16 protein-coding genes are annotated in these 17972 nt (G+C 37.7%); all 16 read right to left on the bottom strand.

The annotated features are described in order from the left end of the window. Positions 1-5 precede the first annotated feature (5 nt). The gene (locus ACQKMV_RS21220; RefSeq protein WP_427506316.1) at positions 6-1628 is read right to left on the bottom strand and encodes a putative polysaccharide biosynthesis protein; all 1623 of its coding nucleotides are present in this window, start codon (positions 1626-1628) and stop codon (positions 6-8) included. Positions 1629-1898: 270 nt separating this feature from the next. Further along, a complete protein-coding gene (spoVT, locus tag ACQKMV_RS21215) occupies positions 1899-2435 on the bottom strand; it encodes a stage V sporulation protein T (RefSeq protein WP_427426661.1) in 537 nt (178 codons plus the stop codon). A 606-nt stretch (positions 2436-3041) separates the two neighbouring features. Further along, positions 3042-6554, bottom strand: a complete 3513-nt coding sequence (mfd, locus tag ACQKMV_RS21210) for a transcription-repair coupling factor (protein WP_427506315.1) — start codon at positions 6552-6554, stop codon at positions 3042-3044. Between the two features lie 354 nt (positions 6555-6908). Continuing rightward, positions 6909-7136 (bottom strand): anti-sigma-F factor Fin, encoded by a 228-nt coding sequence (locus ACQKMV_RS21205; RefSeq protein WP_004229176.1) that lies wholly within the window; start codon positions 7134-7136, stop codon positions 6909-6911. A gap of 515 nt (positions 7137-7651) precedes the next feature. After that, positions 7652-8212 carry an aminoacyl-tRNA hydrolase gene (pth, locus tag ACQKMV_RS21200; RefSeq protein ID WP_427426663.1) on the bottom strand — a complete coding sequence of 187 codons (561 nt, stop codon included), beginning with the start codon at positions 8210-8212 and terminating at the stop codon, positions 7652-7654. Between the two features lie 264 nt (positions 8213-8476). Next, on the bottom strand, positions 8477-9070 hold the full coding sequence (locus ACQKMV_RS21195; protein ID WP_427506313.1) for a 50S ribosomal protein L25/general stress protein Ctc: 594 nt from the start codon (positions 9068-9070) through the stop codon (positions 8477-8479). 578 nt (positions 9071-9648) lie between these two features. After that, entirely contained in the window at positions 9649-10608 is a 960-nt protein-coding gene (locus ACQKMV_RS21190) for a ribose-phosphate diphosphokinase (RefSeq protein ID WP_427426665.1), read from the bottom strand. Positions 10609-10632: 24 nt separating this feature from the next. Continuing rightward, on the bottom strand, positions 10633-12003 hold the full coding sequence (glmU, locus tag ACQKMV_RS21185; RefSeq protein ID WP_427506312.1) for a bifunctional UDP-N-acetylglucosamine diphosphorylase/glucosamine-1-phosphate N-acetyltransferase GlmU: 1371 nt from the start codon (positions 12001-12003) through the stop codon (positions 10633-10635). Between the two features lie 251 nt (positions 12004-12254). Beyond that, positions 12255-12557, bottom strand: a complete 303-nt coding sequence (gene spoVG / locus ACQKMV_RS21180) for a septation regulator SpoVG (RefSeq protein ID WP_427426667.1) — start codon at positions 12555-12557, stop codon at positions 12255-12257. Positions 12558-12910: 353 nt separating this feature from the next. Beyond that, positions 12911-13285, bottom strand: coding sequence for a RidA family protein (locus ACQKMV_RS21175; RefSeq protein WP_427506310.1), 375 nt, complete (start codon positions 13283-13285; stop codon positions 12911-12913). 3 nt (positions 13286-13288) lie between these two features. After that, positions 13289-14116 (bottom strand): pur operon repressor, encoded by an 828-nt coding sequence (gene purR / locus ACQKMV_RS21170; RefSeq protein ID WP_427426669.1) that lies wholly within the window; start codon positions 14114-14116, stop codon positions 13289-13291. Positions 14117-14172: 56 nt separating this feature from the next. Then, positions 14173-15039, bottom strand: a complete 867-nt coding sequence (ispE, locus tag ACQKMV_RS21165) for a 4-(cytidine 5'-diphospho)-2-C-methyl-D-erythritol kinase (RefSeq protein WP_427506309.1) — start codon at positions 15037-15039, stop codon at positions 14173-14175. Between the two features lie 610 nt (positions 15040-15649). Further along, positions 15650-15832 carry a small, acid-soluble spore protein, alpha/beta type gene (locus tag ACQKMV_RS21160; protein ID WP_427506307.1) on the bottom strand — a complete coding sequence of 61 codons (183 nt, stop codon included), beginning with the start codon at positions 15830-15832 and terminating at the stop codon, positions 15650-15652. Between the two features lie 113 nt (positions 15833-15945). Further along, positions 15946-16206, bottom strand: coding sequence for a biofilm formation stimulator Veg (veg, locus tag ACQKMV_RS21155; RefSeq protein ID WP_049667356.1), 261 nt, complete (start codon positions 16204-16206; stop codon positions 15946-15948). Positions 16207-16363: 157 nt separating this feature from the next. After that, entirely contained in the window at positions 16364-17245 is an 882-nt protein-coding gene (gene rsmA, locus ACQKMV_RS21150; protein WP_427506306.1) for a 16S rRNA (adenine(1518)-N(6)/adenine(1519)-N(6))-dimethyltransferase RsmA, read from the bottom strand. Then, positions 17238-17804, bottom strand: coding sequence for a ribonuclease M5 (gene rnmV / locus ACQKMV_RS21145; protein WP_427506305.1), 567 nt, complete (start codon positions 17802-17804; stop codon positions 17238-17240). The genes rsmA and rnmV overlap by 8 nt, the downstream gene beginning before the upstream one ends. Between the last annotated feature and the right edge of the window lie 168 nt (positions 17805-17972).

Genomic DNA, 17972 nt, shown 5'->3' with positions numbered 1-17972 from the left:
TCCACCTACTTCTTCCGATTTAACCATAATTGATAAACTGCCATCTTGCGACCAAACGGTAGTAAGTACCACTCTTTTTCAGCTAGCACTCGTAACTTAGTAATTACTGTAATCATTACAAATGCACCTAAACACACGGCTGAAATACCTGCTACCACCGCGACAAATCGAGGTGATAAAAATTGGTTTAACAACGATGGTATAAACTGTAACCAAACTAGTACTACAGCTGCCATGCTGAGCGATGCAATTCCAACTTTTTTGTAAAAAGTTGCTGGTGCTAATTGAATTGCTGTCATTTTCTTCAAATAGAAAACAAGCATAATGGCAGTAAACAATAAACCGACATTGTTAGCAATAGCCGCACCTAACACACCAAATAAACTAATTGTCAGCACATTAAATATTATTTTTAACATAAAACCTATAATCAAAAATAAAGCCGGCTTTTTTAATTTTCCATAGCCTTGCAGAATAGCTGTAAATGTCAAAATAATCGACAAAGGCACAATTTGTAACACATATACCATAAGTACTTCCGACAGCGCATCTGTTTTAAAGAGCATTGCATTAATATAAGGCATAACGAGTATTAAACCTAGAGATGCTGCCCACCCAAATAATACAGATGCTCTATACGTTAGTTGTATAAACGGAATTGCACTACGGCCTTCCTGCTTTTTGGACATATGTGCGACAAGAGGCACAATAGCAAGTGAAAGCGAAGAAGCAATGACAACTCCAAGCTGTACCAATGGCTGCCCACGATCATAAACACCTTTTGTTTCCTTAGCTACCGTCTGATCCATTCCACCTTCTATTAATAGTGAATAAATCGAAAAGGAATCAACTAGCTGATAGCCAAGTAACAACAGGCCACTCATGCTTACACTTAAACTTAACAATGTGACCTCTTTAATGATGGGAAAACTTTCAATACGTTGCTGTTGTTTCTTACTTTTAAATAAACCAAAACGTTTTTTAAAGATAAACGCAAGTAACATAAAGCCTACAATTTCACCAATAACCGTACCTATAATGGCCATTTGTCCAGCGCTATATAGTGATTCTGTCGTCTTCATAATGATAAATGTACCTGCTAAAATAACAGATACTCTCACTGCTTGTTCAAGAACTTGAGCATAAGCAATTGGCTCCATAATACCTTTTGATTGGAAGCCACCCTTTAAAATAGCATGCGCTGGCATGACAAGTACTATCAAAGAACCAGTCCGTATTAAAGGTGCAAGTTGAGTATCGCCCATTAGCTGTGCAATTATTTCAGCACCCGCAAATAAAACAACAAAAAACAACAACGATAGTACTGTTAAATAACGAAAAACAATACGCATAATTGCGCTTCGTTTCTGATTTCGCTCTAACGGGTCTAAATTACAATCATTATCTGCAAGCATTTTAGAAATAGCTACTGCAAAGCCACTAGCTGTCCATACGACAAAAATAGATATAACTGGATACACCTGCTGATATATATAAAACCCTTCATCACCAACAAGATTTTGAAAAGGCACACGATAAATTGCACTAAGAACCTTCACTATAAGAGCAGCAATTGTAAGTAAGGCCGCGCCTTTCATGTAGCTTTTCATGCCAAAACGTTCCGACATAAACTGCCCTCTTTCCTTCTTTAACAATGCCAATAGTATAGCATATCCAAAAGTTTGACGCGCTCGTAAGCACCACCATCAATTTCGTCACTGAAAAGGACACATTCGCATTCATCTCGTCACCTTCAGAGATGGGAGTCTTCTGTGCTGACGCTTTGCTTTCGCTACACAAAAATTGCTGAAAGGAGATAACTATTCTTTAGACAACTATGTATAAAAAAAAAGTTATTGTTCAGCCTAAAAGGTCAGCGCAATAACTTTCAATTCTCATCAACTATTCATTTGTTTAGCTAAGAAGTTAGCAGCTGTTTCCGCAACTTTCACTTCAACTTCACCGACAAAATGCACCTTAGATAAAACGATAATACAGCCGATCGGATCACCATTTACCATAATAGGCGTTGCACAATAAGATTTTACTTGCTCATATTGCCCAGGAACAATCTCGATAGTTGTTTCCATTTTTTCTATTTTTGTTGAACGCTCGTCCATAAAACCTTCCGCAAAGGATGTAATACGACGATTAATATACTCTTTTTTACCAATTCCTGCGACAGCAATTACTTCATCTCGGTCGGTTACAAATGCTGGAGTACCTAATGTTTCATATAATGTTTCTACATATTCTCTTGCAAATTCTCCCAAATCGTTAATTGGAGAATATTTCTTTAAAATTACTTCACCTTCACGGTCTGTATAAATTTCAAGCGGGTCACCCTCACGAATACGTAGCGTCCTACGAATTTCTTTTGGAATAACCACACGCCCTAAATCATCAATACGACGAACAATTCCTGTTGCCTTCATTCTTAATGCCTCGCTTTCGCTACAATGAAATTTTTTTTCAACTTTAGTATGGTTTTTTAAGAAGCAATCTATGCAAAAACTGAAGAAAAAGGATTTCACAGCCAACAATATTTTTCAAAATGCCCTTAAAAGCCCAAGCAATTGTGCTTCAATACTTTTAGCATGTAGAATTTTAACTTCAATCAACTTATCTTAGATTAACCATAAAAACATTTTTTATAAATGATTTATAAAAAAAATTTATTGAGCAATAATAATAATCCAACTTTTACTATCTAGTCAATGAGCCGAAAGAATGGTTTTCTAAAGGTATTATCACAGGTCATGATACTTTTAACCTTCATCCCTCTACCCGCTCAATCCAGTGTTTCATTTGTGACGCTGATCTTCGAGGAGTCACTCAGTCTTCAGTCCAATCATTTATTTCACTTAGTATGTATCTTTTGGCATGTCACTCTAATTAATGGTAATAAAACGTAATGTATTTTGTGAGTAAGCGGAGATGCGTTCGACGCTCAACAAAAAAACGAGTACCTTGGACGGAAATCCCTCTTAACAATAAAAAAAGCTAATCATTATCCCAAAGAGATAAGATCAGCTTTTCTACTATTGTTGTTTATTTGCGTTAGCAATAATATGCATCAATTCTTCTAAAATATCAAAGGGTTGATATTTCCCACATTTTCGTTCATCAATCGTTAATTTCAATTGCATACCATCCATTCCAAATCCGACAGCACGTTCAAATTTCATGGATTCTTCCACAATTTTACTACCATCAACTTGTCCTGTACCTTCTTCAGACAACAATATTGTGATAATTTTTTGCTTTTCTTTCACAGACAATATGCCTGTACCTAAGCCCCATACCTTCATACGTGCAATTCGAAGTAAGCGCTCTGTTTCAATTGGAAGATCACCGAAACGATCCTCTAATTCCTCCATGATTTCACTGTACTCCTCCACTTGATCCATCGCTTTTATACGTTTATACATTTGAATTTTTTGATAGCCGTCAGGAATGTATACATCTGGGATATACGCATCAACACTCAGTAAAATTTCAATGTCAGGCTTCTCTTCTTTTTTCACACCTGTTTGACGCTCAGCAATCGCCTCTTCTAGCATTTGTGAATACAAGTCAAAACCGACAGAATCAATAAAGCCATGCTGCTGTGCTCCAAGTAGGTTACCAGCACCACGAATAGATAAGTCACGCATAGCAATTTTAAATCCTGAACCTAACTCTGTAAATTCTTTAATCGCCTGCAATCTTTGCTCGGCTACATCTGTAAGAACTTTATCACGTTGATACATAAAGTAAGCATATGCCACCCTATTAGAACGCCCAACACGCCCACGTAATTGATAAAGCTGCGCCAAGCCCATTCGATCGGCATCGTGAACAATTAAAGTGTTAACGTTTGGTATATCTACGCCTGTCTCAATAATGGTTGTCGTTACAAGCACATCATAGTCACCTTCTAAAAAGGCTAGTATGACAGATTCTAATTCTGATTCTGTCATTTTGCCATGCGCATGCCCAATACGCGCTTCTGGGACAAGCGTTTGAATTTCATCAACCTTACGAGCCATATCTTCTACACGATTGTATAAGTAGAATACTTGTCCACCACGCGCCATTTCTCTCTCAATAGCTTCCCGAACTAATGCACCGCTATGCTCCATTACATAGGTTTGTACAGGGAAACGGTTTGCTGGTGGCGTTTCAATTACCGATAAATCACGAACACCTACCATCGACATATGGAGTGTTCTTGGAATCGGAGTTGCCGTTAGCGTTAATACATCAACATTCGTTTTTAATTGCTTAATTTTTTCCTTATGTGTTACACCAAAACGTTGCTCCTCATCAACAATCAGCAGTCCAAGGTCTTGGAATAATAAATCTTTAGATAAAATTCGATGTGTTCCAACTACTATATCAACTTGCCCTTCTTTTAAACCTTTTAACGTCATTGTTTGTTCTTTTTTTGTGCGGAAACGAGACAAGAGACCTACATTAATAGCAAAGTCTTGGAATCTCTCACGAATCGTTTCATAATGTTGCTGGGCTAAAATCGTTGTAGGCACAAGGAAAGCTACTTGTTTACCATCTTGAATTGCTTTAAATGCAGCACGAATCGCTACCTCTGTTTTACCATATCCTACGTCTCCACATACAAGACGATCCATAGGACGCTCACGCTCCATATCGCGTTTTACTTCGATAATTGAACGTAACTGATCCTCAGTTTCTTCATAAGGGAATGAAGCCTCAAAATTGCGCTGATCGTCATTGTCAATCGCAAATGCATGACCCTTCTCTGCTTCACGTTTCGCATAGAGCTTAATTAAATCATCAGCAATATCTTGCACAGCAGAGGATACCTTTGCTTTGGCTTTTTTCCACTCTGCTCCACCTAATTTATGTAGCTTTGGTTCACGGTCTTCAGATGCTACATATTTTTGAATTAAATCTATTTGCTCTACTGGTACATATAACTTATCATCTGCACGGTATCGAATGTGTAAATAATCCTTATGTGTACCATTTACCTCTAATGTTTCTAAACCAATATATTTCCCAATACCATGATGTACATGTACAACATAGTCGCCAGGTTTAATTTCTGTATAGCTTTTAATACGTTCTGCGTTCGTCATTTTTTGAGGACGTGCTTTTTTCTTCGCCTGTTGTTTAAATAGCTCATCCTCTGTGACAATCACCAAGCGTTGTAGTGGTAATTCAAAACCACTAGACAGCGTGCCATCCACAATATAAATACCCGCTTCTGTCGGATCACCTATTGTCGTATGGATATCATATTCCTCAAGCATTTGCTGTACACGTCTAACACGTTCTTTATCTCTTGCAACAATTAGGACGGTAAATTTACCAAGCAGCCAGCGTTCAATCTCACTTTGTAACAATGACATTTGGCCATGAAATTGCTGCATTGGCTTGCAAGAAAAGTTAGTCGTCTTATTAAAGGATATACCTGCAAATGTTCGCGAAAATAATGAGAAATATAGCTTTTGTTGAGATAGCATTGCTAGAATTTCTTTTAAAGAGAAGGCCGGCTTTACATCGTGCACCATTTTTCCTTCTTCAATTAAGGATAAAAACCATTCATCCTCTTCACGCTCCCAGGCATCCATAACCTCCTGAATACGTCCGAGCTCATCAAACAGCACAATCCCATCATGCGTAAAATAATCTCCTAAAAATGCTGTTTTCTCATACAATAACGAACCATATTTATTTACATAGTCCGGTAAATTTCCTTGCTTTAACAATTCAATATCATATTGAATATGCTGATATAATAACTCCTTAGTCTCCTGCTTTTTAACTTTCTTTAAGCTTGTCGCTAATGCAGCTTCTAAACGATCTGCCAATGCCATTCTTTCTTCTTTTGTCAAAATAACTTCTGACGCAGGTAGGATACGAACCTTCTGCAATTTATCAATTGAACGTTGATCGTCCGCAGAAAATGTTCGAATCGAGTCTACTTCCGTATCAAATAGTTCTATACGAATTGGCGACTCTAAATAAGGAGGATAAACATCTAATATGCCACCACGTAGCGCAAACTCTCCAGGTGTTGTCACCATCGAATTACGCACGTAACCCATCTCTACTAATGTTTGCAGCCATTTATCAATCTGAATATCTTCGCCTACTGCTATTTGTAAAAAATACTGTAGCCAATGCTCCTTAGGCTGCATCATTTTGCGCAAGCCCGCAACTGGTATCACATAAACAGCTTTTTCACCTCTAGCTAGGCAATCAAGTGTCGCAATTCGCTCAGCACGTAACTCTGGAGAGGCAACAGACAAATCTGCAGCAATAAACTCATCAGCAGGATAATAATGAACATGCTCCTCACCTAAAAGTCCCGCCAGTTCATCAGCCATTTTCTGCGCCTGCAATAGATTAGGAGATACAATATAAATAGGTTTTTTTACATATTCAAATAACGCGTCGACCATTACCGGGCGCGCGCTTCCAGTTAATCCTGTAATAAGCTGTGTTGTAGAATGACCGCTCTGAATCTCCTGTAAAAATGATGTGATATGTTTGTCCTGCATCACAAGCTGTCGTAAAACTTCCAATGTCAAAAGCTCCTTTCAGCGCATAATTCTCATCGCTATTTACTAGTAATCTAGTACTATAATACAAATCTTTGTTGTCTATTTTATCAATTATGTCTCGGCCTAATTACGTCCGGAATCGGCTTTGTGCTTAGGCCTGCATATGTTTTTTTGTGCGAAAGCGCAGTGCTAACTTAGCGACAGCAACATGAGGACCGATGGACCGACATGATGTCGGTCATTTCAGTAATGCCACAGTACGTGGCATTCTTAGACTGAGTTCCTCTTTTTCAGCGGGTGTTTGGACACTCGCTGAAATAAATTAAACGGAAAAAGCTTTGAACGCACATGAGGTGCGCCAAAGCATCCTTCCAATTATTGAATCCATTTATTGAGTGCGTGATAATCTGGATATTGTTTCAGCGAATCCTCACATTGCTCACAAATGCAGTGCACCGTCGTTTGACCATGTTGATCTTTCTCAACATAATCATCCGCTTCACCCAATTCGAAAATATGCAGTTTTCGAATTGTATCATCTGCATCAAATGGTAGTGTTCCTATTTCTACTTCACAATGCCGACATCGATAGCGAACTGACATCTCCAAATCATCCTCCCTTTAAGCAACTTACTACTTAAAGTATAGACATTTCTAAAAAGGATTATGCACTTTCAATTTTGCCTTAGCGTAATTGTCTTTTTAGATTAGAGAATAGTTTTTTGCATTGTATTTAAGACTATACTATACAATTTAGTTAGCTGTAGTCGCAGGAAAAAACATGATCAATTATGTTTCGGCCTAATTGCGTCCGAAGGCTTTTGACCTTTTGCGCGAAAGCTCAGCGGCAGATGTTTTATGCGCAAAAGCGCAGTGCTAACGTAGCGTCAGCAACATGATGTTGGCTAGTCGAGTGTTGTTTGTGTTGCTGTCGCTTCGCTTTCGCACAGATAAAACCAGTGTTGCTGTCACTTCGCTTTCGCACAGATAAATCGCAACAGGACGTAGCGTTCTTAGACTGAGTTCCTCTATTTCATCGGGTGTTTGGACACTCGATGAAAGAAGTTAAATCGTCATCCTACACAACTATAATATCCACACTTTACTTTAACTTATTGTTACCCGTTAAAGTGATTCATCACATCAAGAAATGGCTTTGAAAGGGATGCTTCTACAGCATTTACACACTTTTCAATAGCTTCACCAACGACAACTTGATCTTCTTTTGAAAATTTTGATAACACGTAATCTGCTACCTTCATGCCAGCTGGTGGGCGATTAACCCCAACACGAATGCGATTAAATTCTTGCGTGCCTAAATGCTGAATTAATGATTTAATACCATTATGTCCACCTGCACTACCTTTTTGACGTAGGCGTAATTTACCTGTTTCTAAATCTAAATCGTCATAAATAACAATTAAATCTTCCACATCAATATCAAAATAGTTCATAAGGGGACCAACACATTCCCCTGATAAATTCATATATGTTAAAGGTTTAACAAGTAGAACCTTTCCTTCAGGACGATGTATAGTTGCATACATACCATTAAACTTTGAATTAGTTAAAGGTGTACCCCATTTTTCTGCTAATGCATCAATAATGTCGAAGCCAATATTATGTCTTGTATGCTCATAAGGTTTACCTGGATTTCCTAAACCAACGATAATTTTCATAAGTACCCCTCTGCTTTCAAATCTAGTAGTCATTATTTTACCATATCATGCACTAAGAAAGCATTTTGTACAATTTTTGAAAGTAAAAGTTCAATAATGGCTTGATATAATTGAAATCTCCACTTCATGTTATAAAGCAAAGCATACGCATGAATAACGTCGCCTATATCTGCCAATGCCCTTCATAAATATCGATTAGTTAAAATGCAAAAGGCTACTAAAGAAGTTTAGCCTTCCTCAGTAGCCTATCCTTAACGAATATTTTTACACTTGTTCCTGTACACTATCTGCTGCCGTTTTTTCAACGACCGCAACTGGAGCCATAATGGTTACTAATATATGATTATCTTCACTGATAATATCAAAATCAATCGTATCTCGTATATCCACTACCATAATTGATTCACCAATTTTAAGTTTTGTAATATCAACTTCAATAGATTCTGGTATATCTGCTGGTTTTACGTTAATTTTCACTTCTAGATTAGGTTGCATTAAAATGCCGCCTTCACTAATACCAACTGACTCTCCAACAAGTCTAATAGGCACCTCAGCTTCAATCGCTTCGGACATATTAATTGCTAAAAAGTCTATATGATTTACTTCTTCTTTCATAGAGCATCGTTGGATTTCTGACACAACAACATTCACTTTTTTCCCATCTAACTCCATCGAAAACACACCGTTTTGTCCATTCTTTTGAATAGATTTTCTGAATTCCTTCTCTGAAATAGAAATTGGGGTCGAATCTAAATTATAGCCGTAAATAACTGCAGGAATGGCTCCCCCTTTTCTAAGTTGGGTTAATGTCGAACGATGCCCAGCTTCGCGCTTGTTAACACTTAATACTGTACTCATATCTATACTTCCCCTTCCAAGAAAATTATTTACGCCTTATTAAAATGTCACTACTTTCAATGACATTTGTTAAGGCTATAATAATATTTACCTCTATTTTAGTTCATCACCACGTGGGGTTGATTTCCGTTCCGGCTGGGCGCTTTCTCAGACGCTTCGCTCCAGGGTCTCGGACCAACAGATGTTTTTTGCACGAAAGCAAAGCGGTAGCGGCACCGATGTTGGTCACGAAGGCGTTATCACAGGACGTGATGCTTTTAGCCTTCGTTCCCCTTTCGCTGATCCCCAAGGAGTCGCCAAGCCTTCACTCCAATCAACTTATTCATATAACTTACGTTTTAATAAAAATGTATCCCAACCTTAGGCGGTAAACTATTTTTCATAAAGTAGTGTAAATATTATTAAGTACAATTACTATTATACCCTTTTATAAGAAAATTCAAATAAAAGGACATATAAAAAAGGACAAATCTACTTTCAAACATAGATTTGTCCTTAATAAGCCACATCTTATTTAGTGGGATTTGTTTATTTATTCAGCACCGGGCGCAATTACGCCATGGCCAAATTAGTTTATATTAATCAAATAGAGTACTTACAGATTTATTCTCATAGACACGAGAGATTGCATCTGCCATTAATTTAGCTACTGAAAGCTCTGTAATTTTTGGAGATTTTTTCTCTTCAGTAAGTTGGATTGTATTAGTTACAACTAATTCTTTAATCGAAGAGTTTTCGATACGCTCAATTGCTGGTCCTGATAGCACTGGGTGAGAGCAACAAGCATAAACTTCTTTCGCGCCAGCAGCACGTAATGCATCCGCGCCGATTGTAATTGTACCTGCAGTGTCAATAATATCATCAATCAAGATTGCCACTTTACCATCAACATTACCAACAATGTTCATAACTTCTGCAACGTTTGGTTTTGGACGGCGCTTGTCAATAATTGCAATAGGTGCTTTTAAACGTTCTGCCATTTTACGAGCACGTGTTACACCACCATGGTCTGGGGAAACAACAACGATTTCATCTTCTGGAATACCTTTTGATTTGAAGTATTCAGATAGTAAAGGCACTGCCATTAAGTGGTCGATTAAAATATCGAAGAAACCTTGGATTTGTGGTGCATGTAAATCTAAAACGATAACACGTGTTGCACCAGCTGTTTCAAGTAAGTTTGCTACTAATTTAGCTGTAATTGGCTCGCGTGCTTTTGCTTTACGGTCCTGACGAGCATAGCCATAGTAAGGCATTACAACGTTTACTGTACGAGCAGATGCACGTTTTACAGCATCTACCATAATTAAAAGCTCCATTAAATGTTCGTTTACAGGTGCAGAAGTAGACTGCACGATAAACACATCACAACCACGAATACTTTCTTCAATGCTAATTTGAATCTCTCCATCGCTGAAGTGCTTAACAGAAGATTTACCTAATTCAACACCCATTTCTTGAGCAATTTCTTGAGCAAGTGGATTATTAGAATTAAGTGAAAATATTTTTAATTGTGAGTTTGCATATTGATACGGCATGATGGCCTCCTGTTTAGTTGATAATTATTTTGAATTTAATTTGCTTACATAATTCGGTTTGTTTTCTTGTCTTGCACGAGCAATTGCAAGTGCATCCTCAGGAACTTCTTTTGTAATTGTAGATCCTGCTGCAATAAATGAACCTTTTCCAACTTTCACTGGCGCTACTAAGTTAGTATTACATCCTACAAATACGTCATCTTCAATAATTGTTTGGAACTTGTTTTTCCCATCATAGTTTACTGTAATGGAACCACAGCCAATATTGACATTACTTCCGATTTCAGCATCACCAATATAGCTTAAGTGTGATACTTTCGTGTCATTACCTAGTTTACTTTTCTTCACTTCTACAAAGTTACCAATCTTCACATGGCTACCAATATTAGAAAGTGGTCGAATATTTGAAAACGGTCCAATAGCTGTGTCTTCCGCTACAGCGCTTTCACGCACAACAGAAGAATGTACAGTTGTTCGGTCACCGATACGGCTATCTATGATTTGTGTGTTTGGCCCGATTAAACAATCTTCACCAATAACAGTTGTACCTTCAATCATAGAACCTGGCTGGATGACAGTATCACGACCAATCATTGCGTCAGCGCTAATATATGTTGCTTCTGGATTAATAAGTGTGACACCATTGCGCATATGCTGTTCATTAATTCTTGCACGCATTAGCGCCTCTGCTTGAGACAGAGCAACACGATCATTGACACCAAGTGTTTCTTCAAAATCTTCCGTTACATATGCTTCAACGACATCACCTTGTTTTTGTAAAATTTCAATCACATCAGGTAAATAATACTCACCCTGTGCATTGTCGTTTTTCACAAGTTTTAATGTCTCAAATAAAGCTTTATTATCGAAGCAGTATGTGCCCGTATTAATCTCTTTAACTAATTGCTGTTCTGCTGAAGCATCCTTTTGCTCAACAATTTGCTCCACTTGTCCATTGTCGCCACGTAAAATACGACCATAGCCTGTTGGATTTTCAGCAATTGCTGTTAAAATAGTTGCCTTGGCATTCTTTGCTTGATGATGCTCGAACAAAGCTTGCATCGTTTCAGGGCGGATAAGTGGTGTATCACCACAAACAACTAATGTTGTCCCTTCTTCGCTACCTAAAATTGCCTCAGCCTGCTGTACAGCATGAGCTGTGCCTAACTGTTCAGCCTGTAAAACATACTCGCTTTTATCACCAAGCTGTTGTTTCACCTTTTCTGCACCGTGTCCTACAACCGTTACGATACGATTCGCATCTAACGTTTGAATGTGATCCACCACATGTTGTACCATTGGCTTCCCACATACTGGATGGAGCACTTTATATAATTTGGACTTCATACGTGTACCTTGACCTGCAGCCAAAATGACAGCAAAAATGTTGCTCATCTGTAAGTCCTCCAATACGCTCATTTTCTCTTATGACTATATAGCAAAATTCATCTATTTTCAAGGCATGTTGACTTGACAAAAAGATGAATTTCTAAATCAAATGCACCTTATGCTCGATTGTTAATATGAATGTCCTAAAACTGCTCATTTTCTCTTATTCTCAAAATAAAAAGAACTCTCCAATTAAGAAGAGCTCTAATTATTATAAGACTAAATCAATAGTTAAATTGACATTCATTTCCTGTTAACTATACGCCAATTCCTTCTAATTCTTCTGTTTCTTCCGATGCTTCTGCCTCGCTTGAATTATGGTACTCGTTTAAAATAATCTCTTGAATTTTATTACGAGTAGTAGAATTAATTGGATGCGCAATATCTCTAAACTCACCGTCTGGCGTTCGTTTACTTGGCATAGCAACGAACAAACCTGTATTGCCATCGATCACACGAATATCGTGAACTACGAATTCATTATCGAGTGTAATGGAAGCAATCGCACGCATGCGACCCTCCGTCTGTACACGACGTAACCTTACATCAGTAACTTCCATTTTCTCACCACCTCTCTTCTTAGATGCCTAAATGAAAATATAATATTCATTATTACCGAATATTTTCCTTTTTATAGTCTATCAAATTTTCTAAAAAATTTGAATACTCATTAGTATAATATTTCCTCTTTTTTAAGTAAATTTTGACAATTGTTTGTCAGTCGCTCTGACAATAAACAATTTCACCTTGGCGTAATTGTGACTTCCTGCCGCTTCGTTAACATTTCGCTTTCGCACAGATAACATTTGTTGCTGTCGCTTCGCTTTCGCACAGAAAACCATTTGCTGAATGCGGATAAAAAAAGCCCACTAAAAGAGCAATCATATCTCTTCTAGCGAGCTTAAAAAATTAATTATTTAACGATGGCAATAACTTCAATTTCTACTCTCACATCTTTTGGTAGACGTGCAACCTCTACTGCTGAACGAGCTGGTTTATGATCGCCAAAGTGGTTAGCATATGCTTCATTCATTGCAACAAAGTCGTTCATATCCTTCATAAAAACCGTTGTTTTAACAACATTGTCCAAAGATGTCCCAGCAGCTTCTAAAACTGCTTTTAAATTAGCAAATACTTGATTTGTTTGAACAGTGATGTCGCCTTCCACTAATTCACCTGTTGATGTTAGTGGAATTTGACCTGAACTATAAAACATGCCATTTACGATAATTCCTTGTGAATATGGCCCGATTGCTGCTGGTGCATTTGTTGTTGCTACTACTTTCATTTGTCATTTCCCCTTTTTAGAAAAATAGTTACCTTCACTTAATGCAATTGTACGGTCTTTTTCATTAACCTCATGAAGCTTCACTAGTGAATAATAATCATCTACTAAAGTTTCATCTGCATGCTCAGCCTCTACAAGCACTGCAATACCAGCTAGCTGACAGTCAAATTCCTCTAATAGATTTTTCATGCCATTCATTGTACCACCGACCTTCATAAAGTCGTCGGTAATAAGCACTCGTTGCCCACTCTTCATGCTTCTTTTTGATAATACCATTGTCTGAATTCTTCTGGAAGAACCAGATACATAGTTGATGCTGACTGTAGAGCCTTCAGTTACCTTACTATCTCTTCTGACAACAACAACTGGTACATTTAAATGTCTTGCAATGGCGTGGGCAATAGAAATCCCCTTTGTTGCGACAGTCATTATGACGTCAATTTGTTGATCAGCAAATGCGGATGCAAATACCTTTCCAACTCGATTAATTAAATCTGGATTGCCGAGTAAGTCCGTCATAAATAAATAACCACCTGGTAACAAACGATCTGAATGCTCAAGCTCCGCCTTTAAATCCTGAATAACTAAACGGACCTCAGCCTCGGACATTTTAGGAATATACTTAACTCCCCCTGCAGCGCCCGGTACTGTCATCAATAACCCGATTCCTTTTTCTTCGAAAGTTTCTTTTACAATCGTCAAATCTTCACTAATGGAAGACTTTGCAGATTGATATAGTTCAGAAAAATAAGTTAGCGGGATCAGCTGATGTGGATGTTCTAGTAAATAGTACGTCATATCAACTAGTCGTTCACTACGCTTCCATTTCATGCGACCCTCTCCTAAACACGAATATTTATAGGTAAAATTAACATAAATTTGCGGTTTTAAGCAAGCGTATTTCGCTCGCCTAAAATCCGAACAGCATATACTTCTTCGCAAAAACCACGTAAACCGTTATAAATGCGGCTTACTCGAGCTTCACTATCCACTAAACCGAACACCGTCGGACCGCTTCCACTCATTAATGTTGCATCTGCTCCAAAGCGCTTCATCTGTTCCTTTAACATTACTACCTCTGGATGTAGCTTAAATGTTACAGTTTCCAAAACATTTCCTAATGATGCACATAGTAGCTCATAATCTTCCGTTTCTATAGCATGAATCATTTGCTTCGTATTTGGATGTTGTAACCCTTCAACCTTTAATCCTCCATACACTTCTGCAGTAGAGACACCTATTTTAGGCTTAGCTAAGACTACCCAACAGTTTGGTGGTGCAGGCAATTCCTGAATTTTTTCTCCACGCCCCGTTGCTAATGCTGTACCACCATAGACACAAAACGAAACATCTGAACCAATTTTCGCACCTAATTCAGCTAACTCATCTATAGATAACCCTAAATTCCACAGCTCATTCAAACCCTTCAGTGTAGCAGCCGCATCGCTACTTCCGCCTGCTAATCCTGCTGCAATTGGTATTTCTTTTTCTATAGTAATGGATACACCTTGTTCAATGCCGTATGTATCTTTAACTAGACGCGCTGCCTGATAAGCAAAATTTCGGTGATCATTTGGCACAAAATTATCAGTCGAAATTATTTCAATTACGCCATCTTCTCTAGATTCCAGACTAATACGATCAGCTAAATCGACTGTTGTCATGACCATCTCTACTTCATGATAATTATCCGGTCTTTTATAAAGCACATCTAATGTTAAATTTATTTTTGCAGGCGCCTTTACATAAAGCATCTTTCTTCCTCCTTATAGCTACACTTATCAATTACACCTTGGCGTAATTGTGCTAACGCTTCGCTTTTGCACAGTTAGCAATGCGTACGGATTTTGGATTGTAATTAGGCCTCTCTTGATGACCGACATGATAATCGATCATTTCGGTAAAAACTACAAGACGTATCGCTTTTACCGATGCAGGTCAGTATGCACTTATCGCATCCATGCACTGTAGTTAGGCTAACATCCTAGCTTGTCCTTTAAAACTCCGTAACATCTACCAGATCATGCAGTCGATATTTGAAAACACACAGAATAGAAATTACAATCTTTCACTAACTTTGCATATAGGAGACTTCTTCTTCTGTAACTGTTACAAAGCATCAATAGCTGGCGTTCACTTTCGCTACATAAAACATTTTCTGAATGAAGATAAACCTGTCGTTCATCTTTCACAAGATTATTCATTTTATTTTACCATATTGGGAAAGCGAAAATGGAAAAAAAGAACCGTATACCCCTATTTGGTGTAACGGTTCTCTCTCGTCAGTTGTGTTGTTGTGTTTGCAGGAAATTTTCATCCCTGCAAAGATTTCAAAGTAATAAGTGATCTATTTTCACAAAGAGATTACTTATTATGCTCTTGCTCACCATTTGCTCTTTCAGCCATTTCGATGGCACGTTTGACCATATTACCGGCGTCTCGAGCTTTAATGCCGCCCCAGCCTTCTCGTTGCACAACATCATAAAATCCAAGCTCTTTAGCGATCTCTTCTTTTAAACGAGGTGACATGATACCTTTTCTAGGCATATAAACTCCTCCTTTAACAACTGACGAATTTAGTATGTCCAAGAAAAAGTAAAACACTCATGTAGTTTTTAACATACATGAGTGTTTCGAAATATAGAAATAAGTACTAGAAACTATTTTGCGATAGCAGCCTTTGCTTCGTCTAAAAATGTAATCTCTACTGCTTCAGTTAAAATATCTGTGTAACTATACGATACGCGCTTGCACGTATTGTCTTCTTGATCAAGCTCAACCACAAAGATAGCGCGATATGTCTCACGCAATACCCCTGCACACTCGACCGTTTTCTTGCGACCTCCGTTTGCTCTTAACTGCAAACGTTTACCCAAATGACAATCCAACGACTTTTTAATGTCCGCTAAAGTTTTTGGCATTTTCGCTTACACCTCACTACTACTTAGTATAAGCGATTCGCCCAAAAATGTCAACAAAATATAATATTTTATCAGCCCATTATAAATATTGTCAACTTATTTTTCATAAAAAAACATGTTTTTTTTAAGTATACTCAAAAAAGTTAACAAAAATTTTTTACTTTGCAAATGTAGGGTATAGTGCATCGGCTAATTTTCCAAACTCTTGAATGGTAAGAGTCTCTCCTCGACGCGTTGGTTCAATATTTACTGCTTTTAAAGCATCCATAATTTTTTCTTTGTGTACCTTACCATTTGGCAAACCTGATTGTAAATTATTGAAAATTGTTTTTCGTCGTTGTACAAAGGACGCGCGAGTAACAACAAATAAAAAATCCTCATCAATCACTTTTACTGGGGGTTCATCATGTTTAATAAGACGGATCACTGCAGAATCGACATTTGGCTGAGGCATAAAAACAGTTTTCGGTACCGTCATGGCAATTTCAGCCTTTACATAATATTGAATTGCAATAGATAAAGAACCGTATTCCTTCGTTCCAGGTTTAGCCGTAATACGATCTGCTACCTCCTTTTGCATCATGACAACAAATCCACGAATTGGTAAACGATCATTGAGTAATTTCATTAAAATCGGTGTCGTCACATAATAAGGTAAATTCGCTACAACCATAATATCCTCAATACCTGGCATCTCTTCCTGAATTATCTTAGCAACATCCGCCTTTAAAATGTCTGAATGTACAATAGTAACATTATTATATGGGCTTAGTGTATCTTCTAATACAGGTAATAATCGCTGATCAATTTCAAAGGAGACAACCTTTTTTGCACTTCTCGCTAAATGCTCTGTTAATGCTCCAATGCCAGGACCGACTTCGATTGCACCACTATTTTCAGTTAAATTTGCATGACTAACAATATTTCGTAAAATGTTCGGATCTATTAAAAAATTTTGACCTAAGCTTTTTTTAAATGAAAATCCATATTTCTTTAAAATTTCCTGTGTTCTAATTGGTGTTGCAATATCCTTATGCATCGTTTTCCTCCTGATCTAACTGTGCGACTGCCGCACCAAATTGCTGTTCTGTGATTTGAAACATTTTTAACCTTTTATGAAGTTGTTTACCGTTTGTTGCACCAATATTCAAAATTTCTCCAAGACGATCACGGCGAATTTTCGCTTGTGGATGACCAATTAAACGTGCCGTCATTAAATCTTCGAGAGTAATGTCATCAGTGGTTAACTCAACATCATTGGGAGTATAGACATGCTGAAGTGCCTCTCGTATATCTTCATCTGCTGCATGCTCAATGCCTAGTCCTTTACCGTTTTTCGCAATTGTTTTAGCTTTCGGTAAAAAAGCGTGTTTTACACCTTTTACATGTTCCTCGATAATGGCACGAATTCGACGTCCCGGATAATCTGGATCAGTAAAAACAATAACACCTCTTTTATCCTGTGCATGTTGAATTCTCTTCAGTGTTTCCTCTGAAATAGCCGACCCATTTGTTTCTATTGTATCTGCTTGTACAGCTCGCTTAATAGCTGTTGTATCATCTTTTCCTTCAACAACAATGATTTCTTTTATTTGCAAAAAGGCTCCTCTTTTCTACCTTATCTTCAGACCATTTTACAACTGCACTGTACGATTGTACAGAAATACACGGCTATTCACCTTCTTATAATATTCTCCCACAACTTTGCTATTGTTGGCCACTTCCCTATAATGCAAAATGTGCAGTTGCCATTACAGCTTACCTTA

This window comes from Lysinibacillus sp. NPDC094403 (genome assembly GCF_050278745.1).
Lineage (GTDB): Bacteria > Bacillota > Bacilli > Bacillales_A > Planococcaceae > Lysinibacillus.
Note: the sequence above shows the minus strand (reverse complement) of the source record. Positions and strands in the feature narration are given on the sequence as shown.

Coding starts and splice junctions, on each gene's coding strand:
- ACQKMV_RS21220 (WP_427506316.1), bottom strand. CDS start 1,628: ATGTCGGAACGTTTTGGCATGAAAAGCTACATGAAAGGCGCGGCCTTA.
- veg (WP_049667356.1), bottom strand. CDS start 16,206: ATGCCAAAAACTTTAGCGGACATTAAAAAGTCGTTGGATTGTCATTTG.
- ACQKMV_RS21175 (WP_427506310.1), bottom strand. CDS start 13,285: ATGAAAGTAGTAGCAACAACAAATGCACCAGCAGCAATCGGGCCATAT.
- purR (WP_427426669.1), bottom strand. CDS start 14,116: ATGAAATGGAAGCGTAGTGAACGACTAGTTGATATGACGTACTATTTA.
- spoVG (WP_427426667.1), bottom strand. CDS start 12,557: ATGGAAGTTACTGATGTAAGGTTACGTCGTGTACAGACGGAGGGTCGC.
- ACQKMV_RS21205 (WP_004229176.1), bottom strand. CDS start 7,136: ATGTCAGTTCGCTATCGATGTCGGCATTGTGAAGTAGAAATAGGAACA.
- pth (WP_427426663.1), bottom strand. CDS start 8,212: ATGAAAATTATCGTTGGTTTAGGAAATCCAGGTAAACCTTATGAGCAT.
- ACQKMV_RS21190 (WP_427426665.1), bottom strand. CDS start 10,608: ATGCCGTATCAATATGCAAACTCACAATTAAAAATATTTTCACTTAAT.
- ACQKMV_RS21160 (WP_427506307.1), bottom strand. CDS start 15,832: ATGCCTAGAAAAGGTATCATGTCACCTCGTTTAAAAGAAGAGATCGCT.
- ispE (WP_427506309.1), bottom strand. CDS start 15,039: ATGCTTTATGTAAAGGCGCCTGCAAAAATAAATTTAACATTAGATGTG.
- ACQKMV_RS21195 (WP_427506313.1), bottom strand. CDS start 9,070: ATGAGTACAGTATTAAGTGTTAACAAGCGCGAAGCTGGGCATCGTTCG.
- spoVT (WP_427426661.1), bottom strand. CDS start 2,435: ATGAAGGCAACAGGAATTGTTCGTCGTATTGATGATTTAGGGCGTGTG.
- rsmA (WP_427506306.1), bottom strand. CDS start 17,245: ATGCATAAGGATATTGCAACACCAATTAGAACACAGGAAATTTTAAAG.
- glmU (WP_427506312.1), bottom strand. CDS start 12,003: ATGAGCAACATTTTTGCTGTCATTTTGGCTGCAGGTCAAGGTACACGT.